Source organism: Burkholderia sp. 10_S31, from assembly GCF_056930375.1.
In genome coordinates this window covers 2,709,456-2,732,737 of the sequence record NZ_JBXOWK010000001.1, presented here as the reverse complement: position 1 = coordinate 2,732,737, position 23,282 = coordinate 2,709,456, and the positions used below count along the sequence as shown (strand labels likewise).

Annotated in this window: 22 protein-coding genes; 14 read left to right on the top strand and 8 right to left on the bottom strand. The window is 64.1% G+C overall.

The genetic code is table 11. The features are described from left to right. Window positions 1–27 precede the first annotated feature (27 nt). The 6 genes from AC1Z3W_RS12245 to tssJ all read left to right on the top strand — a co-directional run bounded on the left by AC1Z3W_RS12245 (window position 28) and on the right by tssJ (window position 8,415). A complete protein-coding gene (locus tag AC1Z3W_RS12245) occupies window positions 28–669 on the top strand; it encodes a hypothetical protein (protein ID WP_124835814.1) in 642 nt (213 codons plus the stop codon). A gap of 272 nt (window positions 670–941) precedes the next feature. After that, a complete protein-coding gene (locus AC1Z3W_RS12240; RefSeq protein WP_409364332.1) occupies window positions 942–1,220 on the top strand; it encodes a PAAR domain-containing protein in 279 nt (92 codons plus the stop codon). Further along, window positions 1,220–2,542, top strand: coding sequence for a hypothetical protein (locus tag AC1Z3W_RS12235; RefSeq protein ID WP_124835815.1), 1,323 nt, complete (start codon window positions 1,220–1,222; stop codon window positions 2,540–2,542). Before AC1Z3W_RS12240 ends, AC1Z3W_RS12235 begins: the two co-directional genes overlap by 1 nt. After that, entirely contained in the window at window positions 2,508–6,041 is a 3,534-nt protein-coding gene (locus AC1Z3W_RS12230) for an ImcF-related family protein (RefSeq protein ID WP_483507669.1), read from the top strand. Before AC1Z3W_RS12235 ends, AC1Z3W_RS12230 begins: the two co-directional genes overlap by 35 nt. Beyond that, window positions 6,038–7,888: a type VI secretion system baseplate subunit TssF gene (gene tssF, locus AC1Z3W_RS12225; RefSeq protein WP_483507668.1), complete on the top strand. Its 1,851-nt coding sequence runs from the start codon at window positions 6,038–6,040 to the stop codon at window positions 7,886–7,888. Before AC1Z3W_RS12230 ends, tssF begins: the two co-directional genes overlap by 4 nt. After that, entirely contained in the window at window positions 7,858–8,415 is a 558-nt protein-coding gene (gene tssJ, locus AC1Z3W_RS12220) for a type VI secretion system lipoprotein TssJ (protein ID WP_483507667.1), read from the top strand. Before tssF ends, tssJ begins: the two co-directional genes overlap by 31 nt. Before the next feature lie 109 nt (window positions 8,416–8,524). Here tssJ and AC1Z3W_RS12215 read toward each other — a convergent pair whose 3' ends face one another. Continuing rightward, a complete protein-coding gene (locus AC1Z3W_RS12215) occupies window positions 8,525–9,403 on the bottom strand; it encodes a MurR/RpiR family transcriptional regulator (protein WP_057930211.1) in 879 nt (292 codons plus the stop codon). 366 nt (window positions 9,404–9,769) lie between these two features. Between AC1Z3W_RS12215 and ggt the strand changes: the two genes are divergently transcribed. Together ggt and AC1Z3W_RS12205 are read left to right on the top strand one after the other, a co-directional pair. Next, the gene (gene ggt, locus AC1Z3W_RS12210) at window positions 9,770–11,521 is read left to right on the top strand and encodes a gamma-glutamyltransferase (protein ID WP_057930210.1); all 1,752 of its coding nucleotides are present in this window, start codon (window positions 9,770–9,772) and stop codon (window positions 11,519–11,521) included. A 226-nt stretch (window positions 11,522–11,747) separates the two neighbouring features. Next, a complete protein-coding gene (locus tag AC1Z3W_RS12205; RefSeq protein ID WP_483507666.1) occupies window positions 11,748–13,076 on the top strand; it encodes a dicarboxylate/amino acid:cation symporter in 1,329 nt (442 codons plus the stop codon). Here the strand turns inward: AC1Z3W_RS12205 and AC1Z3W_RS12200 are convergent. Beyond that, window positions 13,073–13,462: a DUF3331 domain-containing protein gene (locus AC1Z3W_RS12200; RefSeq protein WP_057929393.1), complete on the bottom strand. Its 390-nt coding sequence runs from the start codon at window positions 13,460–13,462 to the stop codon at window positions 13,073–13,075. The two genes, AC1Z3W_RS12205 and AC1Z3W_RS12200, sit on opposite strands and share 4 nt — an antisense overlap. A gap of 44 nt (window positions 13,463–13,506) precedes the next feature. Further along, the gene (locus AC1Z3W_RS12195) at window positions 13,507–14,799 is read right to left on the bottom strand and encodes an NAD(P)/FAD-dependent oxidoreductase (protein ID WP_483507665.1); all 1,293 of its coding nucleotides are present in this window, start codon (window positions 14,797–14,799) and stop codon (window positions 13,507–13,509) included. Window positions 14,800–14,947: 148 nt separating this feature from the next. On the opposite strand from AC1Z3W_RS12195, the gene AC1Z3W_RS12190 reads away from it, so the two are divergent. Then, window positions 14,948–15,601, top strand: a complete 654-nt coding sequence (locus AC1Z3W_RS12190) for a TetR/AcrR family transcriptional regulator (RefSeq protein ID WP_057929391.1) — start codon at window positions 14,948–14,950, stop codon at window positions 15,599–15,601. A 320-nt stretch (window positions 15,602–15,921) separates the two neighbouring features. After that, window positions 15,922–17,439 (top strand): purine-cytosine permease family protein, encoded by a 1,518-nt coding sequence (locus AC1Z3W_RS12185; RefSeq protein WP_057929390.1) that lies wholly within the window; start codon window positions 15,922–15,924, stop codon window positions 17,437–17,439. A gap of 189 nt (window positions 17,440–17,628) precedes the next feature. Here the strand turns inward: AC1Z3W_RS12185 and AC1Z3W_RS12180 are convergent, their stop codons facing one another. Further along, window positions 17,629–18,384 (bottom strand): glucose 1-dehydrogenase, encoded by a 756-nt coding sequence (locus AC1Z3W_RS12180; protein WP_057929389.1) that lies wholly within the window; start codon window positions 18,382–18,384, stop codon window positions 17,629–17,631. A 43-nt stretch (window positions 18,385–18,427) separates the two neighbouring features. Continuing rightward, a complete protein-coding gene (locus tag AC1Z3W_RS12175; protein ID WP_483507664.1) occupies window positions 18,428–18,961 on the bottom strand; it encodes a VOC family protein in 534 nt (177 codons plus the stop codon). Between the two features lie 205 nt (window positions 18,962–19,166). Here AC1Z3W_RS12175 and AC1Z3W_RS12170 point away from each other — a divergent pair, with 205 nt between their 5' ends. Genes AC1Z3W_RS12170 through AC1Z3W_RS12160 form a run of 3 tightly spaced genes read left to right on the top strand, consistent with a single transcriptional unit; the run spans window position 19,167 to window position 20,570 of the window. Further along, window positions 19,167–19,385: a hypothetical protein gene (locus tag AC1Z3W_RS12170; RefSeq protein WP_242431917.1), complete on the top strand. Its 219-nt coding sequence runs from the start codon at window positions 19,167–19,169 to the stop codon at window positions 19,383–19,385. Then, entirely contained in the window at window positions 19,364–19,948 is a 585-nt protein-coding gene (locus AC1Z3W_RS12165; protein ID WP_260428202.1) for a hypothetical protein, read from the top strand. Before AC1Z3W_RS12170 ends, AC1Z3W_RS12165 begins: the two co-directional genes overlap by 22 nt. Window positions 19,949–19,958: 10 nt before the next feature. Continuing rightward, entirely contained in the window at window positions 19,959–20,570 is a 612-nt protein-coding gene (locus AC1Z3W_RS12160; RefSeq protein WP_483507663.1) for a cysteine hydrolase family protein, read from the top strand. A 45-nt stretch (window positions 20,571–20,615) separates the two neighbouring features. Here the strand turns inward: AC1Z3W_RS12160 and AC1Z3W_RS12155 are convergent, their stop codons facing one another. Together AC1Z3W_RS12155 and AC1Z3W_RS12150 are read right to left on the bottom strand one after the other, a co-directional pair. Beyond that, window positions 20,616–20,774, bottom strand: a complete 159-nt coding sequence (locus AC1Z3W_RS12155; protein WP_483507662.1) for a hypothetical protein — start codon at window positions 20,772–20,774, stop codon at window positions 20,616–20,618. A 130-nt stretch (window positions 20,775–20,904) separates the two neighbouring features. Further along, a complete protein-coding gene (locus tag AC1Z3W_RS12150) occupies window positions 20,905–21,381 on the bottom strand; it encodes a nuclear transport factor 2 family protein (protein ID WP_124832880.1) in 477 nt (158 codons plus the stop codon). A gap of 244 nt (window positions 21,382–21,625) precedes the next feature. On the opposite strand from AC1Z3W_RS12150, the gene AC1Z3W_RS12145 reads away from it, so the two are divergent. Then, the gene (locus tag AC1Z3W_RS12145) at window positions 21,626–22,012 is read left to right on the top strand and encodes a winged helix-turn-helix transcriptional regulator (protein ID WP_057929386.1); all 387 of its coding nucleotides are present in this window, start codon (window positions 21,626–21,628) and stop codon (window positions 22,010–22,012) included. A 325-nt stretch (window positions 22,013–22,337) separates the two neighbouring features. Here AC1Z3W_RS12145 and AC1Z3W_RS12140 read toward each other — a convergent pair whose 3' ends face one another. Further along, window positions 22,338–22,712: a YXWGXW repeat-containing protein gene (locus tag AC1Z3W_RS12140; protein ID WP_124832879.1), complete on the bottom strand. Its 375-nt coding sequence runs from the start codon at window positions 22,710–22,712 to the stop codon at window positions 22,338–22,340. Window positions 22,713–23,282 lie beyond the last annotated feature (570 nt).

Below are 23,282 nucleotides of genomic sequence, written 5' to 3'. Positions count from 1 at the left end.
TGAGAGGGGATTGAATGAAAGTTTTTAATGGCATTTGTTGGTGGTGTGAGGATTGATGAATTGCGGCGAGATCTATTTTCGGTGGCACTGCTCTTTGTCGCGGGAAGTGTATGTGCGGAGAGTTATGATGTGGTTGGGAAGTCACTAAGGGTCGGTGATTCAAAAGTATGCTCACTTGACAAGGAGTCGCGTTACGCGATTGAGAGTTTTGACAAATCGGCGGTCATGCTTTCCGAGACAACTTACGTTGGTAAGCGTCAGTTGGATCATTGTCGAGCTGGAGAGGTGGTTCGCGTTCTTTCGATTCCGGCGGGTGTTGGTGTGCTATCGGATATAAATGTATCGAAGGGGGTTTACGTTGCACTTGATTTTGTTAGTGTGCGACCATTTCTATATTTGGCTACTGTTGCTCGTGTCGGAACTTCAAAAAATCTTGTGTCTGTGAAGGGTGCATATGTTGTTGGTAGAAAAATCAGTGAACTGAGGAAGGGAGCATTTGGCAGTGATGGCAAGGCAGGAGCATCGATAATTTCTCCTGATGGACGCTATGTAACGCCAACTAGGGAAGTGGATTGTTCACCAACATCCTACCCTGGGGTATGGGACATAAAAAATAACCGGCGTGTCGTAACGGTGGATGATGCCTGTGTGGCACTTTTTAAAAAATAAGTAGGGGTTATTGTTTTTTGGATTTCACTTTGCAGGCCTGCCGTCAAATTTAGTTGCCAAGTTGTTGGTGATAAGTTCTGTGGCCATCGAGGACGCCGAGTTCATACGTCTAGAGAGAATAGTGTCGGATATTTCTCAATCAGGGAATCCGAAGGTGTTTGGTAAATACGTCAGCAAGGATGATGTATTTATCTTGGTTAAGGATTGTGATAAAAATATCCCGAAAAGATTTATCACAAGATTGTCAGTTGAAAAATGATGGATAACCTAATTTGAGCGACAATATGAATAAAAAATCACCCGTCCGCCAAGGCGACAAACTCGAACACGGCGGCGAAGTCACCGGCGGCTCACCATGGACGACATTCATGGGCATGCCGCTTGCCCGCAAGGGCGATGAGGCGACTTGCACTCTGCATGGTCCGACCTTCATCGACGAAGGCGCCGACAAGTTTCCCGATCACGACAACAAGCCATTCGCGCTGGACGGCCATCGCTGCGCATGCGGCTGTCGGTTGATCTCGTTGCTGCCGAACGTCCACGTCGAATAATGCCCGTCGACCTCTCTCAGGCGGGGCTCCCGAACGCCTATCCGAGCCGCCCGCGCTTCTGGCCGTGGTGGTTCTGCGTCTGGTTGGCCTGCGCGGTGCTCGGAGCGGCGACCACTCTGCTGATTTCGCCAAAGGATGAGCGGGCGGGCGGCCCATGGTTCTGGTTCTGCGTTGTTGGTATCCCGAACGGGCTTTTCGGATTTCTGTTCGCGATCGAGCGCGCTCGCTATGAGGCCATGTGGTACCGCGCGTACCACCGCAACCTCCATCGCGATCGATGGCTGGCGGAGCGCATCCGTGTCGCGCAGCAGCCGCTTCGGGTGCTGGGCGTCGGCTATTGCTTGCCCTTGAACGACCAGACGCTTGCACAGGCAATCCATGCGCGGGTTCGTTTGCCGCGACAGCAGCAGCCCCGTTTGGGCGCGGGTGTCGTTGAGCATTGTCGCTTTGCTGACCCGTTGGAACTATCCGACGAAACCGACGTGGCAGGCCCGACCGAGGAGAGCGATGCCGTAGCGGATGCGCCTCCAAAGCGACCCGTCACCCAGCTCACACTCAGGATCGCCGACGCGCTTGAACCGCTTGCTGCGAGTCTCCACGCGCTCACGCACTACGAAGCGGCCTACTGGCCAAAAGTACGCCTTCTGGCCGAGCCCGGCGAAGAAGCATTGCGCGAGCAGGAGGTGTGCGACGCGCTGCAATTGGTTGGTCTGCCGCCTCTCACCGTGCTGCCCATACCCGCTTCGGACGGATTGCTGTTGGCGGACGCGTGGCTCGATGCCCGCGAGGCATGCCCGCTGCTCGTGATCGCAACGGCATGGCACGAGGAGCGGTCACCGACCGGCAGCACGGAGGGATGCGTCGCGATGCTGCTCGACGCCGGCTTTTACGCTCTACCCGAAGGTGTACACGGGATGGCGACCCTGCATCGACCCGTCGAGGGCAACGCCGATGAGATCGAATACGGTTTCGCGAATGCCGTGATCTGGGGTAGGGCAGATTTCGATGCCGTGACGCGAGCCTGGGTCACGCGTGCCGTCAAGCGTTGCAATCAGGGACTGCGCATCGCGAACCTGGATGCGCTTGCGAACAGCGACGCCCAGTGCGACCTCGCCTACATCGTGGGCGATTTTGGCAGTGCCAGCGGCTGGTTGTCCGTCGCAGCCGCTATCGAATGTGGTGCGGGGAACGCGTCGCAACTGATCATCGATGGCGTGCAGTCCGCCGTCATTCACGTGCTTCCCGGTCCACAAGGGAAGGAATCTTCGTTGCCTGGACACGCTAAGCATGACCGATCCGAAACTGACCTTGCGGCCGCTTGACTCGGCTCCCGCCATAGAGTCTGCGTCCTCTGGACGCCTCGCGCTCTGGGGCGTAATTGTCGCGGCGCTGATCGTCGCAGCGTTCGCGATTGGCTTCGTGTGGCGCCGCGGCGACCTGTTCGATCTCGCGCCCGGTGTGGCGCGTATGCAAGTCGTGATCGCCATCATCATCGCCCTGATCGTATTCGTCGCCATACATCTCTGTTTGTTTTTTATCGGCGCATACGCCATTGCCGGACAGCTGTTTCGCGGGGATATCGATGACGCGACGAAGGCTCAGGAGCCGCTGAAACGCGATGCCCGTCTGCAACGCATGGTCGAGGAACTGCGTGTGACGCAGGGCCGGCGGTGGCGATACCGATCACCGTGGCTGATGGTGAGCGGTGCGGACATATTGATCGACCAGGTCGCACCGGGCCTGAAGCGCGAGGGCGCGATGCCTGTCGGCAATGTGATCCTTGTGCACGCGGCACCGGACGGCATCGAGGCGGACGCATGGCGCCGACAAATCCGTAAGCTCCGGCGCAGGCGGCCGGTCGACTGTGTTGTGCAGATCACGCACGTGGACGAGTGCGATACCGAACTGCCGCGCGCACTCGCGGTGCTAGCGACCGACATCGGTTGGGCCGCGCCTGTCACGTTCCTGCATACCGTGCCCGCGCAAGGCGACCGACCTGAAACGTTCGAGGCGATCGGTGCATTTCCAGGGCCGGCGTACCAGGGCGGGCAGCCGGCGCTGTCCTTGCGCGATCAGCTCGCCGCGATCGAGCGTGGTACGGCGGATGCGGGCGTGCGGCTTTGTACAGCATCCACGCGCGTCACCTATCTAGCCGAAATCTCGCAATACATCGGGAAACAGCACGAACACATCGTCACCGGCTGGCAAGCGCTCCTTGCTTCACCCTGGCTGCGCGCACCGCTGGCGGGCGTGATGTTCGCACCTGTATTTGCGACAGCGGCTGCGACGCCGGTGCCGATCGCCGCGAACGGGAGCGCGACTGTTCCGAACGTCCCGATCGAGTTCCCGCCGCAACCCGCCGCACTGCTGCCCGCATGGCGCGCCATCGCCGGCCGGCAACGCATTGGCCGGCGCGTGGGACTCTACTGGCCGAACGCACTGGCGATATGCTTGATCGTTGCAACGATGGCGTGGTGCGCATGGATGACCGCGTCGTTCATCGGCAACCAGCGACTCATGCGCGAAGCGCAGGTGGCGGCGAGTGCAGCGGTCGAGGCGCGGCCGCAGACGGCCGCCGCATGGCGCGCGCAACTGGCGTTACAACAGTTGATGGAAAAGCTCGAATACCGGCAGCAGCATGGCGCACCGTGGCACCTGCGGGCGGGCCTGTCGCGCAATGACGCAATCCTTGGCGGTCTCTGGCAACCGTACCGGATCGCTGCGACTCGCAACTTGCAGACGCCGGTCGTGCAAACGATCGGGGAACTGCTGAAGAGCGCAGGCCAGGCGCGTGCCGATAGCCTTCAAACGCAGGACACGCGTGGCAGGACCTACAATGCGCTCAAGACCTACCTGATGCTCGGCGAGCCATCGCGCGCCGATTCGATGTTTTTGAAACGCATGCTCGTCACCTTCTGGTCGCGCCCGGTGGAGATGCCGCTGGGCGAGCGTGACGATACCGGTCGACGGCTCGCGGGGTTTTACGCCGATCACCTGAAAGCGCATCCCGAATGGCGAATTGCGACGGACGACCGCGTCGTGACAGCGACGCGGAACATGCTGGTCACCCAGATGGGACTCGCGTCGGCTGACGATACCGTGTATCAACGCATCCTCGACGATGTTAAAAACAAATATGCCGACGCATCACTCGAAACGCTCCTCAATGGTGCCGATGCGCGCGGGATGTTCATGACATCGCAGACCGTACCGGGGATTTATACGCGCGCGGCGTGGGACGGCATGATCGCAGCCGCGATCGACAAGGCTTCCAGTGAGCGCCACCTCAGCAGCGATTGGGTGCTGACCGGCGCGCAGCCGCAGCAAACAATCGGTAACACGCTCGTGCGTGGCACGATCCAAACCAACGCAATCATTGACGAGAAACACGCAGCCGAGGCACTGAAGCAGCGCTTGAAGGCACGTTATTTTGGCGAGTACACGGCTGCATGGCAGCGCATGCTCAACAGCATGCAGTGGCAGCCGACGTCCAATCTCAGTGGCGCAGTCGAACAGCTTTCTCGACTGGCGGATGCACAGACTTCGCCGTTGGTCGCGCTGATGAACTCCGTGCAATATCAGGCGCAGGCGGGGCGGCCGTCGCAGGCGCTGGCTGACACGCTGGTGAGAAAGGCGCAAAACCTGATCGGGACGGACGAGCAGGTGGCGACCGTCGTCCACCCGCTCGACAGGCCGTTTGGTCCACTGCTGGTGCTGACGGGGGACACGAGCGCGTCAGCTCCCGCTGCAAATGGCAAGAGCACCGCGCCGGCCAACATTGCGCTGAACGGCGTGAGCCTGTCGCGTTACCTGACGGCGGTCACGATGATGCGGCTGAAGCTGCAACAGATCGCGAGCAGTCCTGACGCCCAGGCAATGGCGCGCTCGCTCGCGCAGGCGGTGTTTCAAGGCAAGTTGTCGGAATTGTCCCAGGCGCGCGATGACGCGGCGCTCACGGCCGCGAGCCTGGGTACGGCGTGGGCGGGGTTCGGCGATGCGGTGTTTGCGCAGCCGCTCGAGGCAGCATGGCAGACAATCCTGCAACCGGCCGCAGCGAGTTTGAATGATGCATGGCGAGCCAGTATTGCCGCGCCATTTAATGCGGCAATGAGCGGTCGCTATCCGTTCTTCGATACGCAGGCCGATGCGTCTTTCGCAGAACTTGGACGCTATGTGCGGCCCGATACAGGATTGATTTCGCGTTTCGTCACGACGCAGCTGGCCGGTGTGATGAAACCCGAGGGCGACCATTGGGCGCCAAGCGAGCTTGCACCGCAGGCGTTGCAGTTCGACCCGAAGTTCCTGAGCGCCGTCCGGCAGTTGTCGACGGTTGGCGCGCAGTTCTACGTGCAGGGCGACGTGGGGGGGAAATTCGAAATCATGGCACTACCGACGCCGAAGGTGACGCGCTCGGAACTGTCGGTCGACGGCAAGCAGATCGTCTATTTCAATCAGCAGGAGCGCTGGACGCCGCTGGCATGGCCCGGCAATGGCCTGAACGGGCATGCGGGGCTGACATGGCAAACGCTCGACGCGGGCCTGCGGCAGGCGTTCGATTCGACTGGCGACTGGGCGTTCCTGCGCCTGCTGAGCAAGGCTGACATCGAGCAGCTTGATAGCACGCGCTATCGGCTCACATGGAATGCCGGGAACGACGAACCGCTGTCATACGTGTTGCGTACGCAGGTCGGTGCCGGGCCGATCGACTTGTTGAAACTACGCGGGTTCCGCATGCCTGATCGTATTTTCGTCGTCGGCAAGGCGGGCGTCGCATCGGCGATGCCGCTCCTGCCGCCACTGCCACCGGATCTCCAGCCATGAATGAAGACAAAAGCAAACCGACGATGCCTGAAGGGGGCGGTCTCGGCGCGGAGAACGATCCGTACCTGCGTTACTTCGATGCGGAGATGCGTTACCTGCGCGACGCGGGGCGTGAATTTGCGAAGTCCCAGCCGCAAGCCGCCCGCCGTGTGGGGATGACGATGCCCGGAGCACGCCACGACAGTGTCGAGCAGACCTACGAGGGTTTCGCGTTCCTCACGAGCCGGCTGCGAATGAAGCTCGACGACGCGCTGCCGGAAATCACCGATCCACTGCTCGATCACCTGTGGCCACATGCAGGTCGCACGATTCCGTCGCTGGCAATCCTCGAGTGTATGCCGCGCACGGGCGAGGCGAGGATTCTCGATACGCTGCAGCCGGGATTGCAGGTACGTTCAACACCGGTCGGACCGGGCGGGACGATATGTGTTTATCGAACCACTCAAGCGATACGCTTGCTGCCGCTCAGCGTGTGCGAGGCGGGGGCGCGCGTACGCGAGGACGGTCGCACGGTGATCCGGCTGGCGTTCGACCTGCTGCACCGCGAACAGCGGTTGCTGGACGATCTGTCGCGCATCCGGCTATACCTGCATGGCGACCGGCCGACTGCATCGGCGCTGTATTCAGCTTTCACGCGCCAGGTCGAGTCGATCGGCGTGCGCATGCCGCGCGCACTCGATGGCCAGCTACAACCACGGCCGGCAATGACTGTCGAGGCGGCTGGCTTTGGCGCGCAAGCGCGACTGTGGCCGATCGATTTCGATACACGCGATGCCGATCTCGACCGTGAGCAGACGATGCTCGAATATTTCTCGTTCCCTGAGAAATTCCACTTTGTCGACTTGTGCGGTTTCGACGTGGTAAGTGTGCCCGCGGGCGAAACGCGTGTTGAATTCGATATCGTGATCCGAGATCGGATACCGGGGGACGCCACGTTCGACGCAGACAACATCCGTTTGTTCTGTACACCGGTGATCAATCTGTTCGAACTGGACGCGCAGGCAATCCGACCCGATGTACACCACCACGACTATCCGGTACTTGCCCCGCCGTCTGCTGGCGAGTATGTCGAACCCTATGACGTACTGTCGGTCGTGGCGACCGATCTGCGCACTGCAAGGCAATACGCCTATCAGTCGATTAAGGAATTCCGGCACCGCGGCGGGATGACCCGGCATGAGTTGCCGGATCGGTACTACCACTCGTCGATTCGGCAGGGCGTGACGGGCCAGCGCGAGATGGTCGTGACGTTGGGCGGGCATGCATGGGATAAACGCGGCAGCTTGCCGGACGGGCACGTGACGGTTCGGGTATTGGCAAACAATGGACGCTTGCCGCGTATGGCGCTGCGTGAATCGATGATTGCTGCGCCTGCTTCGACCTGTAACGGTGTCGAACGCATGCGCAACCTGACAGCGCCCACGATGCCGCTGTACCCCCCGCGTGGTGGCGATTATGACTGGCGGATGATTTCTCACTTCAATGGGGCCGGCACAACCGAGCTGAACATGATGGACGCGAATGTGCTGCGCGGCGCGCTATCGTTGTACGACTGGACGCGACAGGACGATAACCGGCGCCGTATCGAGGCGATTCATTACGTTTGGCTCGACGAGGAAACGGAACTGACAGGTGCGCGTGTCGATCGCATCGTGAATGTAAACGTGGGTATCGAGCCGGTTGGTTTTGCCGGACCGGGTGACATCGCCCTGTTCGGCGACGTACTCAGCCGCTTTGTAGGCCGCTACGCATGTTTCCATTTTGCGGTGCGGCTCGTTTTGTATGAGGGCGTGGGCGGCCCGATCCGACGCTATCCATGCACGATCAAGACGGGAGGCTGGTTGTGACACTGCGAACAAGTTGGATGATGCGAAGCATTCGATGGGCGAGTACCGCCGCGGTGACGCTAATGTTGTTGTCTGGCTGCGGTATGTGGCAATCGGTGACGAAGACGACTGCCGACATGACGCGCGCAATTTTCGTCACGAAGGTCAAGCAGATGAGTCTCGTCATAGAAGGCCGCGCCGCACTCAACGAGAACGAGCAAGGACAATCTCTACCGGTTGTGATGCGCGTCTACCAATTGAAGGATGCGGAGATGTTCGGCAAGGCAGCGTACGTCCAATTGCTCGATGACGACAGCGCGTTACTGAGGGTCGATCTGCTCGGCAGTATGGAGACCACGCTTGCGCCTGATGCCACGGTGAAGCTGTCTGCGCCAATGGCGGATGATGTGCAAGTCGTGGGCGTTGCCGGGTTCTTTCGCGATCAGGGCGGTGCCGAGTGGCAACTGACGATTCCGAAGTCGCAGTGGAAAAAGACGGATCCCGTCAAGTTGATCGTGACGGGCAACCGGATGGAGCTGGTGCCATGAACGAGGTATGACGACGATTGTTGGCGTACCTCATTGAGTAGTTTTGGATGAAAGTTGCAAACTCCACTGCGTCGAGCGCTGAAGCCCGTGCCTGAATAGCGATGAGGCGTCACTCCGGCAAATCCCGCTGATTCGTATCCCACTCGATCCCGCCCGTACTGAGCCGCTCGATCTTTTCCATCCGCTGCCGCGCCAGTTCGGGAAGCCGGTTCGTCACGCCGATCACCAGCGCTTCGGCGAGCGCGAGCGCGGGGACGTTGGTCTGCAGCATCGCGAACGGGCGTCCCTGGATCCGCAGCACGATCTCGGCGAACGCGCTGATCGGCGAGCGCCATTCGTCGGTGATCAGCAGCACGCGCACGCCCAGCTGGTGCGCGGCCTGCGCGAACCGGACGCTGTCCTTCTGATAGCGGCGAAAGTCGAAAATCACCAGCACGTCGCCGGGCCCCATGTCCGTCAACGACACCGACGCGAGATTCACGTTCGGCTCGACGTACTGCACATGCGGGCGCGCATAAGCGAGCGTGAAGGAAAACAGCGACGCGAGCGGCGCGGTATAACGCCCGCCGCCGCAGAACACGCGGATATCAGGCGCGGCCAGCAGCGTCACGGCTTCGTCGAACGCCGTCGCGTCAAGTCCTTCGATCGTGGTAGCGAGCGATTGCGAAAGCCGCTGGAAAATCGCCGCATGGTTATCGCGCATCCCCGATTCCGAGTGGAACGCATCCATCCGCGCGAGCGGCGAATTCATCGCGGTGTCGATCTCGTCGTGCAACGCCTGCTGGAACGACGAGTAGTTCGGAAAGCCGATTCGCACGACGAAGCGAAACACGGTCGGGTCGCTGACTTCGGCTTGCTTCGCGAAGCTCGCGATCGGCCCGAGCCCGAGGCTCGGGTAGCGATCCAGCAGCGCATGCGCGACCTTCTGTTCCGACGGCGTGAAGCTATCCATCTGGGATAGCAGCAACGCCCTGATGCTTGTCCCCATCGGGCACTCCGGCTTGCTCGTATCTGAATGACAAACGGCAGACGTACGTCTGCCGGCGACTCCATGCATGTTAGCCGATCGACGGCCCGCAGGCCGTATGCGGCCACAGATTAGAGGGACGCATCGTCTCGGACCCCGATCATTCATATGTGTAATAAAACAAACATCGCGAATGACTGCCGAGTGCGCGGTTTGGCGGGAAATTCTAGTAATTACCCTAGGTTTTTGGATAAAAATGCCGGTGCTATGATCGCGGCCTTGCCGGAATGTATTGTTCATTACATGCCGGATCATCAACGTTGGCCGGCCCGTTGGGCGGCTCGCGCATCCCGGCATGGCCCGGTTATTCGTCTGGAGGATTCCGTCATGAGGCGGCTCGTAGTACTCACCCTGTTGTCGGCCATGAGCGCATGCGCGCTCGCCGCTTCGGAACCCGCGGTGGAAGCGAAGAACGGCATGGTCGTTTCCTCGCAGCATTTCGCGTCGCAGATCGGCGTGGATATCCTGAAGGAAGGCGGCAACGCGGTGGACGCCGCCGTGGCGGTCGGCTACGCGCAGGCCGTGACCAATCCGTGCTGCGGCAACATCGGCGGCGGCGGCTTCATGACCGTGCACCTGGCCGACGGCCGCGACCGCTTCATCAACTTCCGCGAGACGGCACCGGCCGCGGCTTCGGCGAACATGTATCTCGATGCGAAGGGCAACGTCATTCCGGACGACAGCCTGTACGGCTATCGCGCGGTTGGCGTGCCGGGCACGGTCGCGGGTCTTGACCTCGCGCAGCGCAGATACGGCAAGCTGACGCGCAAGCAGGTGATGGCGCCGGCGATCCGGCTCGCGCGCGACGGCTTCGTGCTGACGCGCGCCGATACGGACATCCTCGACACGACGATCGACCGTTTCAAGAAGGATCCGGAAGCCGCGCGCATCTTCCTGCGCCCGGACGGCACGCCGCTGCAGCCGGGCGACCGCCTGGTGCAGAAGGACCTGGCGCGCACGCTCGAGCGCATCGCGCAGCAGGGCCCCGAGGCGTTCTACCATGGCGAGATCCCGAAGATCGTCGAAGCGGCCGCGAAGCGTGGCGGCGGGCTGATCACGGCGGCCGATTTCGCGTCGTATCGTGCGCAGGACATCGCGCCGTTGACCTGTACGTATCGCGGCTACGAGTTCGTGTCGGCGCCGCCGCCGAGTTCTGGCGGCGTGACGATGTGCGAGACGCTGAATGTCCTCGAAGGCTATGACCTGCGCAAGATGGGCTACCAGTCGGCTTCGGTGGTCCACTACATGACCGAGGCGATGCGCCACGCATACGAGGATCGCAACACGCTGCTCGGCGACCCGAACTTCATCGACAATCCGGTCGCCAAGCTGACGAGCAAGCAGTATGCGGCCGAGATCCGCAAGCAGATCAGCGGCGACACGGCGACGGCATCGGTCGACGTGCAGCCGGGTGTCGGCGTGCACGAGAAGCCGGAGACGACCCACTATTCGATCATCGACCACGACGGCAACGCGGTGTCGACCACGTACACCGTCAACGGCCGCTTCGGCGCCGTGGTGATCGCGCCGGGCACGGGCTTCTTCCTGAACGACGAGATGGACGACTTCACGGTCAAGGTCGGCGCGCAGAACCTGTTCGGCCTCGTGCAGGGCACGCGCAACTCGATCGCGCCGGGCAAGCGTCCGCTGTCGTCGATGGCGCCGACGATCGTGAAGAAGGACGGCAAGGTGTTCATGGTGGTCGGCTCGCCCGGCGGCTCGCGCATCATCACGATCACGCTGCAGACCGTGCTGAACGTGATCGACTACGGGATGACGCCGCAGGATGCGGTCGACGCGCCGCGCGTCCATCATCAGTGGCTGCCCGACGAGGTCTATTACGAAACCCGCGGCCTGTCGCCCGATACCCTCGCGATCCTGGGCAAGATGGGCTACAAGATGGTCGAGCAGACGCCGTGGGGTGCCGCCGAATTGATCATGGTCGGCCTGCCCGGCACCGAGGCGGCGAGCCGCCAGAGTTCCGGCAACGACTCGTCGGTGTCCGGCAATGTGCGCGTCGGCTACATCTACGGTGTCAACGATCCGCGCCGTCCGGCCGGTTCGGCGATCGGTTACTGACCCGATCGGCTCTGATTTGATCGCATCACGCTGAACGGCCGTCCCCGCGTTCGCCATCGCGCGAACGCCGGGGCAGCGACAGCGCGTCCGTTCGCGGACTTCCGCAGTATCGAGCGTGGCGGTTGCCCGGAATGCCGGGCACGATCGGCTCGCAGCGCGTACCGTGGCACGGCACCGGCGCGCGCCATTCCTTCTTCCATTCCTGCACCGTGCGTCGAGTTCCGTTATGAACAAACGAATGTCCGCGGCAGTCTGGATCCTGCTCGCAATGGCGGCCGGCATCCTGATCGGCTACCTGATCTACACGCAGTTTCCCGACAAGCAGTCCGCGACGGAAATTGCCGGCTACATCTCCCTCGTGTCCGACGTGTTCCTGCGGCTGATCAAGATGGTGATCGGGCCGCTGGTGTTCTCGACGCTCGTCGTCGGCATCGCGCACATGGGCGACGCGTCGTCGGTGGGGCGCGTGTTCGTGAAGGCGCTCGGCTGGTTCATCACCGCGTCGTTGATCTCGCTGCTGCTCGGGCTGTTCATGGCGAACCTGCTGCGGCCCGGCGAGAACCTCGGCTTGCCGCTGCCGGACATCGGCGCCTCGGCGAACCTCGCGACCTCCAAGTTCACGCTGAAGGATTTCGTCGGCCACATGGTGCCGAAGTCGTTCGCGGAGGCGATGGCGAACAACGAGATCCTGCAGATCGTCGTGTTCTCGATGTTCTTCGGCGTGGCGCTGGCGGCGCTCGGCGAGCGCGGCAAGATCCTCGTGGCCGCGATCGACCAGCTGTCGCACGTGATGCTGAAGATCACCGGCTACGTGATGAAGCTCGCACCGCTCGCGGTGCTGGCGGCGATGGCGTCGACCGTCGCGATCAACGGGCTGTCGATCCTGCTGAAGTTCGCGGTGTTCATGGGCGACTTCTACGTGAGCCTGTTCCTGCTGTGGAGCACGCTCGTGATCGCCGGCCTGCTGTTCCTCGGCCGTCGCGTGTTCAAGCTGCTCGTGCTGATCAAGGAAGCGTTCATGCTGTCGTTCGCGACGGCAAGCTCCGAAGCCGCGTACCCGAAAATCCTCGATGCGCTCGACCGGTTCGGCGTGCGCCGCAAGATCTCGAGCTTCGTGATGCCGATGGGTTATTCGTTCAACCTCGACGGCTCGATGATGTACTGCACGTTCGCATCGCTGTTTATCGCGCAGGCGTACAACATCCACCTGTCGCTCGGCACGCAGATCACGATGCTGCTGATCCTGATGCTGACGTCGAAGGGAATGGCCGGCGTGCCGCGCGCATCGCTCGTCGTGATCGCCGCCACGCTGCACCAGTTCGACATCCCGGAAGCGGGGCTACTGCTGATTCTCGGCGTCGACACGTTCCTCGACATGGGGCGCTCGGCAACCAACGCGGTCGGCAACTCGATCGCGAGCGCGGTGGTCGCGAAGTGGGAAGGCGAGCTGATGTCGGAGTCCGAAGCGAAGGCGCATGCCGCGCATCTCGACGCGGAACTGGAACGGCAGAACCGCGAGCCGGCGTATGGCGCCGGTCGGGCGACGTCCGTTTAAGCGGCACACGCCTCGTCGATGGATGCCGCCAGCACCATCGCGGCGGCGTTGCCCGGCGTCGAGCCGAGCAGTTGCGGCGCATAGACGCTGTCGCCGGGCGCGATCGGCCGCCCCGACAGCGCGCAGACGCCGCGCTTGCGCGTCGTGAACAGCCGCCACTTCTGGTAGCCGTAGTGGCCCGTGCACGCGTCGCACCACGAAATCATCACGGTGTCGGCCGTGGGCCGCTCGAGCACGCTGATCGTCGGCTGGCTCGTCGCGTCCCACGACGGCAAGCGATCGCGCGTGATGCTGCGCCGTCGCGGTGCGGCCCATGAGACGGACGGCATGTCGAAGCTGCCGATCGCGGCGACGGTCCTGAGCCAGGCTACTGCACTGTTCCTCATTTCTGCTTTCCTCGAAATGTTACGCAATGTTGCGATGCGCGGTATCACGACAGGCGGATGCGCGGCTGCACGCAGCCGTTGATCCGTTCGGCGATCCACAGCAGCGTCGCCTTGGAGAACCCGTGCAGCGCCTGCTGGTGCCGCCGGTACAGCATCAGGTGGCTGAACTGCGCGAACCGCCCCTGGATGAAGCCGCCGCGGAAGAATCCGAATTGCCCGAGCGTGCCGAACGCGTCGTAGTCGCTGATCGATACGAGTGCGCCGAAATCGTGGAACGCGAACGGAGGCAACGGCTTGCCGTCGAGCCATGTCGGCAGGTGCTTCGCGAGATACTCGGCCTGCTGGGTCGCCACCTGCGCGGTGGGCGGCAGTGGCCGTTCATGGCCGTCGGGCTGAAGGCTCGCGCAATCGCCGATCGCGAACACGTGCTCGTCGGCCGTGGCCTGCAGCGCGGGCCCGACCAGGATCTGGTTCGCGCGGTTCGTGGCGAGTCCGCCCAGCGCCTGCATGAAATCGGGTGCCTTCACGCCGGCCGCCCACACCATCAGATCCGCTTCGGCGAACGAACCGTCGCCATAGTGGAAACCGTTCGCATCGGCCGCCGTTACGCGCGTCGACGTCAGCACATGAAAGCCGATCTGCTCGAGCCGCCGCTGTGCCGACGCGGAAATCCTCGGCGGAAACGCGGCGAGAATGCGCGGGCCGCTTTCGAGCAGCGTCAGCTGCAGCCGCTCGCGCACCGTCGCGTCGCCATACGCCTGCGCCACTTCCAGCAGCCGGCTCAGTTCCGCCGCCAGTTCCACGCCTGTCGCCCCCGCACCGACGATCGCAACGCGGAACGGCTCGTCGCGCGCGATGCTGCGGAACACGCGCATCCGCAGCGCTTCGTTGAAGGTTTCGGCCTGCTGCTGGCTGTCGATGAAGTAGCAGTGCTCGCGCACGCCCGGCACGCCGAAATCGTTCGCCTGGCTGCCGAGCGCGAGGATCAGCACGTCGTATTCGAGTTCGCGCGCGTCGATCACGAGCTCGCCGTCCTGCGAGCGGATTTCGCTGAGCTGCACGCGGCGCCGTGCACGATCGAGCCCCTTCAGTTCGCCGGGCTGGTACGTGTAGCCGTGATCGCGCGCGTGGGCGAGGAAGATCACCTGCTGTTGCTGCACGTCGCGCGTGCCGGCCGCGATCGTGTGCAGCATCGGCTTCCACACATGGGTCGGGCTGCGGTCGACGACGGTAACCTGCGCGCGCCCGGCGCGGCCGAGTTGCTCGCCGAAGCGGGTCGCGAGCTGCAATCCGGCGATCCCGCCGCCGACGATCACGATGCGAGTAGGGGTTGTCATGAATAAATCATCACGTGATGAATAATGTATGATCCTAGCGCTTCCCGGCTTCGCGTGTCAACGGAGCGGGGCAGGCGGCCCGGTTGCGGCGACGCAAAACCGGGGCCCGAACGCGGGTATTCGATTCATTCAACGGGAGCAGGAAAACGTGGCTGAAGTCACTGAGTGCGCGCCATCGAAGCGGCGTACGCGCGGGCGGCCGCTGGCGGAGGCGTCCGTCGGTCCGGACGTGATATTGCGGGCCGCGCGCCGCACGTTCGCGAAGCGCGGCTACGATGCGACGAGCGTGCGCGAGGTCGCGCGCGAGCTGGGCATCGACGCGGCGCTGATTGCCCATCATTTCGGCACGAAGGAAACGTTGTGGCTGGCCGTCGTCGAGCAGATCGCCGATCTGGCCGAGCCGATGTTCGACGCGTTGCGCGCGCTGCGCACGGCGTCATTGCCGCATCGCGAGCGCGTGCGGCGTGCGATCGAGCTGTGCGTCGATCACGAGTTCGACGAGCCCGACATGGGCATGTTCTTCTCGACGGCGGCGACCGAGGAGGGCATGCGGCTTGACCGGCTGCAGGAGCGGCTCGTGCGCCCGTACCACGAAGTGATGTTCCCGCTGCTGGCGGAAGCGGTGGAGGCCGGCGAGATTCGCGCGGCGGACCCCGACGTGCTGTTCTTCATGGTCGCGAGCGCGATTGGCACGACCGTGTCGTACAGCCACATGATGCGGGAGTTCACGCCGCTGCCCATGCGGCAGCACGAATTCAAGCAGGCCGTGCTCACGGTCGCGCTCAACCTCCTCGGCGACTGAGTGCCGCGCGCGCCATGCGTGCGGTTACGCCGACGGCACCCGTCCCGGTTCGCGTACCGTGTGTCGAAGGGTTCACCGTCGCGCTGGCGCGCGAGCCGCGCATCGCCGTCGCGACCTGAGTCGCATCGTCCGCGCCGAAGGCGCGGCGCGGCATCCGGCCGGTTCCTCGCCGCAAAACATTGTTCTCCATCGTCGTAAACGTCTCGAATGCGTGATATTTGCGCCGCCCGATCCGGTTTAGAGTGGCCGCGAATCGATGACGATGTGTCGTATGGCCGCAGTCGCGGGCCATACCGACGCACTAGAGGAGCTGGAGACAAATGGCTGAAGGCAGGATTACGCAAGTCGAATCGTTCGGTTTCGAGCGCATTCCCGACATATCGCGCTATGCGCGTCCGATCGATCTGTTCCGCTTGCTGTTCGGCGGCTGCAATACGTTTTCCACGTCGGTGCTCGGCAGCTTTCCGGTGCTGGTCGGGCTGTCGTTCAAGGCGGGCATGTGCGCGATCGTGCTCGGCGTGCTCGCCGGCACCTGCATCCTCGCGCCGATGAGCCTGTTCGGCCCGCGCAACGGTACGAGCGACCCCGTGTCGTCCGGCGCGCATTTCGGTATTCACGGCCGGATCGTCGGTTCGTTTCTCGCGCTGCTCACGTCGATCGCGTTCTTCTCTCTCGCGGTGTGGAGCTCCGGTGACGCACTCGTCGGCGGTGCGCACAACATGGTCGGCGTGCCGGTGAACGGCTTCACGCTCGGCGCCGCGTACATGGTGTTCGCGGTGCTCGTGCTGATCGTCTGCATCTACGGCTTTCGCTTCATGCTGTGGGTCAACAAGATCGCCGTGTGGGCCGCGAGCCTGCTGTTCGTTGCCGGCCTGTTCGCGTTCGCGGGGATGTTCGACATGAACTACGCGGGCACGCTGAGCCAGGGCAGTGCAGGCTTCTGGGCCGCGTTCGTCGGCGCGGTGCTGGTCGCGTTGAGCAACCCCGTGTCGTTCGCGTCGACGCTCGGCGACTGGGCGCGCTACATTCCGCAGCAGACGCCGAAGCGGCGCGTGATGGGCGCCGTGTTCGCCGCGCAGATCGCAACCTTCGTGCCGTTCTTCTTCGGTCTCGCGACCGCGACGATCATCGCGTCGAAGGCGCCCGCGTTCATCGCGTCGAACGACTACGTCGGCGGGCTCCTCGCCGTTTCGCCGCGCTGGTTCCTGCTGCCGATGTGCCTGATCGCAATCATCGGCGGGATGTCGACCGGCACGACCGCGCTGTACGGCACGGGCCTCGACGTGTCGAGCATGTTTCCGCGCCTCCTGAATCGCGTGCGTGCGACGCTGCTGATCGGCACGATCGCGATCGCATTCATCTTCGTCGGCCGTTTCTGGTTCAACCTCGTCGAAAGCGTCGCGACGTTCTCGACGCTGATCGACACGTTCAGCTGCCCGTGGATGGCGATCATGGTGATCGGCTACGTGACGCGCCGCGGCTTCTATCTCGCGGACGACCTGCAGGTGTTCAACCGCGGGCTGCGCGGCGGCCACTACTGGTTCACGCACGGCTGGAACCTGCGCGCCATGGGGGCGTGGCTGCCGGCTGCGTTCGTCGGGCTGGCGTTCGTGAACCTGCCGGGTCAGTTCGTCGGGCCGCTCGGCAATCTCGCCGGCGGGCTCGATCTCAGCGTGCCGGTGTCGCTCGCGGTCGGTGGGCTGCTGTATTTCGTGCTGCTGGCGGTGTATCCGGAAGCGGAAGGCGTGTACGGCCCGCACGGGCGCTTCCTCGTGCGCGGCGGCAAGCAGGCGGTGCGCGGTGTCGGTGCCCCGGCGATCCAGCCTAAGGGCTACTGAGTGCCGCATCGTGCGTCGCTTCGCTTCGGAAGCCGCAGTGCCGTCGCGCGGGAGAACCGTCGGCGGCATGGTCGTTTACGGAGGCGTGGTTTTTTGTGCGTGTAGCGAGTCGGCCGCGACTGCCACGTTGTCCGGCTGCCAACGAAAGCGACCGCCGGGCAGGCGGGCGCGTGTCGATTGCGGTGCGGATCAGTGGAATGTGCTGCCCGCGAGCATTCCGCCGTCGACGATGAATTCCGAACCCGTGCAATACGCGGATTCGTCGGATGCGAGGAACAGCACGAGGCTCGCAACTTCGTCGGGTTTGCCGATACGTGCGATCGGCAGCCCGCTATAGATCGACGAAGGATCGAAATCAGCATACTCCGGCGGCCGTGCCATCACGGTGTCGATGCCGCCCGGATGGACCGAATTCACGCGAATCCCGTAGCGGCCGAACTCGAGCGCGGCGGCCTTGGTCATCCCGCGCACCGCGAACTTGCTCGACACATACGCGCTGCCGCCGGCCACGCCTTCCATCCCGGCCGTCGACGACACGTTGACGATCGAGCCGCCGCCCGCATCCTTCAGCGCGGCCAGCGCCGATTTCATGCCGAGCCAGCAGCCGACCTGATTCACGTCGATCACCTTGCGATAGTCGTCGAGCGAACACGTCTCGATCGGCACGAGCTTCAGGATCGCCGCGTTGTTCACGAGGATGTCCAGCCGGCCGAAATGCGCGAGCGTCGCATGGACGGCGGTGTGCCAGTCGTCTTCATTCGTCACGTCGAGATGCTGGTAGCGCGCGGCGTCGCCGAGTTCGGCCGCGACGCGCCGGCCGGCGTCGTCGAGCACGTCGGCGATCACCACGCGTGCGCCTTCGGCGACGAACCGGCGCGCCTCCGCTTCGCCCTGGCCGCGGGCGCCGCCCGTGATCAACGCCACTTTGCCTTCGAGTCGTTTCATCGTGTTTGCTCCTGTGAGTGAAGAGGGACGCGTTCGGGCCCGCTCATGCGGTGCCCGACGCATCGATGATGCGAACCGGATCGGTGCCGTCCCATGCGCGTGCTTCGGCGATGCCGTGCGCGATCATGGCGCGCATGCCGGCGCCTTCGATCACTTCGACGCGCACGCCGGGGTCGTCGGCATCGTCGAGGTAGGCGACGCGCGTGGCCGGGTTGCGCGCTTCGAACACGACGCGCAGGCCGCGTTCGGTGAGCCGCATCACGGCGGCATCGAGGTCGTCGACTACCCAGGCGACGTGATGCAGGCCTGCGAGCGGTTGCCCGTGCGCGTCGCGGTACGGCGACGGCGCGTCGTTCGTCACGTGGATCAGTTCGATCTGCAGATCGCCGCGATACGCGAGCGCGACATCCATCGTGACCGTCACTGCTTCACCAAGGTAGCGGCCGTCGAGGCGCACGTTGCGGAACACGGTCCACGGACCCGCATCGTGGCGGGCGCGCCAGCGCGCGATGCTGCGGTCGAGGTCGGCGGCGACATAGCCGAGCTGGTCGATGGGGCCGAGGACGCGGTCGTTCATGGGGGCTCCGTGGCGGGGCGCGCGAGTGTGCGCGGCGCCGTTCGGTGTGGCATGCGGCGCGCGATGAATGACGGCCATGATGGCAACAAAGTCGGCGCTGCGTGCCATCCAAACAGACGAGCTGCGGGGGCGCGATTGCGCCGGATGCCGCACGCCGTCGCGATGGGCGAGCGCGAGGTGAAGACCGGACAGCGGGAGGGGAAGGGTGGAGCGATCCGCGTGTTATCCCGCGTTCGGCGCCTGCCAGCTCGCCATCGCGATCGACACGATGGGGTTCTGCCACGTCTGCCCGATGACGTTCGCGCTCTTCAGCGATCCTCGCGCGGGCATCCTGCCGGCCGATGCCAGCGAGCACGCGCGCAATTTCTACCTCGGCTTCGGCTACGGATCCATCCGCTCTGCATGTTCTTCGCGGCGTTGCTGATGGGCGAGCTGTCGGACCGCTACGACCACCTCCGGATCGTGCTGCAGTGCGTGCTCGGCCTCGCGGCAGGCTCTGTGCCGATGGCCCCCGGCGTGCGGCATGTGAGCGTTGCGCTGCAGCTGACCGGCCGTGGACTCACCGGCCTGATGGTTGGCTGCCTGGACATCGCGCAGGTGGCCATCACCGCCTTGAGCACGCCGGAGAACGCCGCTGAACAGCCCGAGCCGCGCGCTCGTATGGCCGTGCTGGGCCCGTTGTTCGTTATGCGGCGGCGGCTGATCGGCCGCGCAGGCTTCCTGCTCAGCTTCGTGATGATGGTTGTGCTACGGGCACAGGCAGGCCGAAGCGCACGCGGCCGAGCTGTCGTAGCCGGTTGCGCGCAGGTTGGCCCGATCCTGTCGGACGTTGTCCTGCGGGCCGCTGTCGCGCGCAGCCGCGCGGCCCGACACTGGCGCCTCGCGGTCATGGCAGGCCCGCTACCGGCGGCAACCGCCTCCGTACCGCATGCGGCGGCAACGGCGTTGCCGGGCCGTCGTTCCGTTCGATGTGCCAACCTGGAGTAGAGAGCGACCCATGCAACATCCGACCATCCGTACCCTGGCCGGCGCGAGCGCGCCGACGTCGATCGACGCCGCCCGCACCGCGCTGCTGGTGATCGATTTCCAGAACGAATATTTCAGTGGCCGCCTGCCGATTCCGGAAGGGCCGCGGGCGCTGAGCAATGCGCAACGCGTGATCGCGTTCGCCGATCGCGCGGGCATCTCCGTGTTCCACATTCAGCACGTCGGCGCGGCCGACGGCCCGCTGTTCGCCGACGGCAGCGACGGCTTCCGCTTTCATGCGGACCTGCAGCCGGCGCCGCATCACGCGGTCGTGAAGAAGACGTCGGTGAGCGTGTTTCCGACGACGGACCTCGACGCGCGCCTGAAGGCCGCCGGCATCGACACGCTGATCGTCACCGGACTGATGACGCATGCATGCGTCGCCGGCGCGGCGCGCGATGCGGTGCCGCTCGGCTATGCGGTGATCGTCGTCGACGACGCGTGCGCGACGCGCGACCTCGACGTCGCGGACGGCGGCACGGTGCCGCACCGCGATTTCCACCGCGCGACGCTGGCCGCGCTGACGGACACGTTCGGCGACGTGCTGACGACCGAGCAGGTGCTCGCGCTCGGCGTCGCCTGACGCACGTGCGCCGGCATCCAACGCACGCCCGAGTGCTCGAGGTGCTCAATCGGCCCAGCCTGGTGCGGCGTACAGGACTTCGCCGCGGAAGCAGCCGATTGGGTCGGGCGAGTCGGCCGCGATGCCGGCTGCTTCCAGCCCTTTTGTGTTGAGACAGCCGCTGTATACATCGAAGCCGACCACGAGCAGCGGCAGGTCAGGCACGATCCGGTTGTTCCGCACGCGCGGCGGCGCGCAGGCGGACGACGGCCCTCGGTCGGGGCAGGCGGGCCGGGGGCGCGGGTGCTGCGCGGTCGTGTGGTGTCGACTGCGCATCGGCGCGCGGCCCGCCCGATCAGAACATCGTGTGCGCGTTCGCGGCCTTTTCGGGTACCGGCTGGATCACGTCCCAGTGCTCGACGATCTGGCTGTCCTTCACGCGGAAGATGTCGACCACAGCTTCGCCGCGATCGCCCGGACGTTCGGTCGCATGCACGTGCAGATAGACGAGGTCGCCGTCGGTCGCGCTGCGGACGATCTGCGCGCGCGATTCCGGATTCTTCTTGAATGCGTCGACGAAGTACGACACGAACGGCTTCTTGCCGTCGGGCACGTGCGGGTTGTGCTGCTTGTAATCCTCCGCGACGATGGCTGCAGCCTCGAGTGCTTCGTGCTTGTTGAAGAAGCGGTCGTAGAACGTCAGCACGAGCTGGCGGTTGGCTTCCTCGGCGGCCAGGTCGCGCGCGGCCGTGCCGGCGGCCAGCGCGGCTGTCGATGCGGCAAGCAGGACGAACGCGGCAATGGCGCGGACGGGGGAGCGGAGCGATGACATATGGCGGGTTCCTTGTCAGGAGATTCGTGGACGGCCGCGGTACGTGGCGCGCGAGTGCGGATGAAGCCGATCGTCGTATAGGCTGGCGGCGGTGCATCCACATGCTTCGCAGAACTGGCAAACCCGTGCGGCCGTCGGGCCGCTCGAATGGTACAGTTGCCGCGAACCCGTCACAAGAAGTCGCCGCGGTGTGAGCAGGTCACACCGCGGTGACCGTGCATTGCCCGTGAAAGAGAATCCCGTCATGCCGTTTCCGTCCACCGACGAATCCGTTGAACTCGATCAGCCTTGCCCGATCCGCGATGTGCTCGACCGCATCGGCGACCAGTGGAGCCTGCTCGTGCTCGAGGCGCTGTCCGGCGGCACGATGCGCTTCAACGAGCTCGCCCGTGCGATCGGCGACGTGTCGAAGCAGATGCTGTCGCGCACGCTCAAGCGACTCGAGCAGGACGGGTTCGTGAGCCGCACGCTGTACGCCGAAGTGCCGCCGCGCGTCGAATATGCACTGACGGATCTCGGGCGTTCGTTCCTGACACCGATGCACGCGATGATCCGTTGGGCCGACGAGCATCATCGTGCGATTTGCGCTGCACGTCGGCGCGCGCGGGAGCTGGAGGGTGGCGGGCGTTGAGCGTGGTGCGTCGTGCGGTCGCGTGACGACCGGCGGCTGTATGCGTTTGCCGCGGCGACATCGAGTGATTTCGTAATCCGAACGTTTCGAGGGCGTTGCTTGCGCGCGCGTCGTTGCGAAGGGCGCAACGTATGCGCGGTGATCGGGGGCGGCGGCACGCGATTCACCGTGACCGGGACAGGCGTGATCGGCTGCCGTCCGGGTCCGGTATCGGGCGATGCCGATTGGCCGCCTCGCACGCCGCCTCGTCGTCCTGCTGCCGAACGGCACCGGGGCGTCCTCCGTACGACCTTGCGCCGACCCGGGGGCCGGCGCGGGCAACCGCCTATCGCCAGGTGCCGTCGACGTAGACCCACACCGGCCCCTGGCGCCGCCAGTAGCCGGGCACCCACCGACGCCCCTGGCGCCGCGCGATCCAGCGGCCGGACACCCATATATAGTGGCCGCGCTGCCAGCGCCAGTAACCGTCGGTCCAGACATAACCATGGGGGCGCGGCGGCGGCGGCCGGCGGTCGTGCCGCGGTGCCGGCGGCGCGAAGCCCGGGCGATCGGGATAAGGCGGCCTGCCGGGCCCGTGGTTCGGTCCGGGCGGCCGGTACCCGGGTGGTACGGGCTGGGCCGCGGCGGTACGCAGCCAGCCGCCGGTGCCGACGAGGGCGGCGGTTAGTCCGATGGCGCGCAACAACGAGCGTCGATTCATGGCGGATCCTCTTATAAGTAATCGGGGCTGCCTTACATTAGCCTGCCACTCCCGTGGCCGGGTTACGGGGCCCGTTAAGGCTGTTACCGCATGTCACGAGGGTTCTGCCGATTGCCGGCTGGCTGGCCGGCCGAGTCTCGCGTCGTAGCAGGCGCCGACAGCGAATGGTCCGGCTACGACAGCGCGCCGCCATATGTTTACCGTTCCACCGCCGTGTTTTAGGCGGCTGGACCGGTATTTGAGATAAAATTGGGTAAAAATTACCGTTTTATGGTGGTTCCACCGATTCCGCTTGTTGTTTCTATGCAACCGTCAAGACGATGACATGAAAGAATGGTGGGATGAAGGCTTCCAAAAAGCGGCCGTCAAGAAGCCAAAAAAAGGCGTTAAAACAAATACTTATAACTCGTCCCCACTTTCATTATTTCTAGTTCTGGAAAAGCTTATTTCTTTATTTGCAGATCGCGCCCCTAGGGTACACCCCTAAACTCACGGTTCCCAAACGGGCAACTATCCGGGCGCGGCCAGAAGGATCGATGGCGCTCCCGGACGGTTGCAGACCGTTTATGA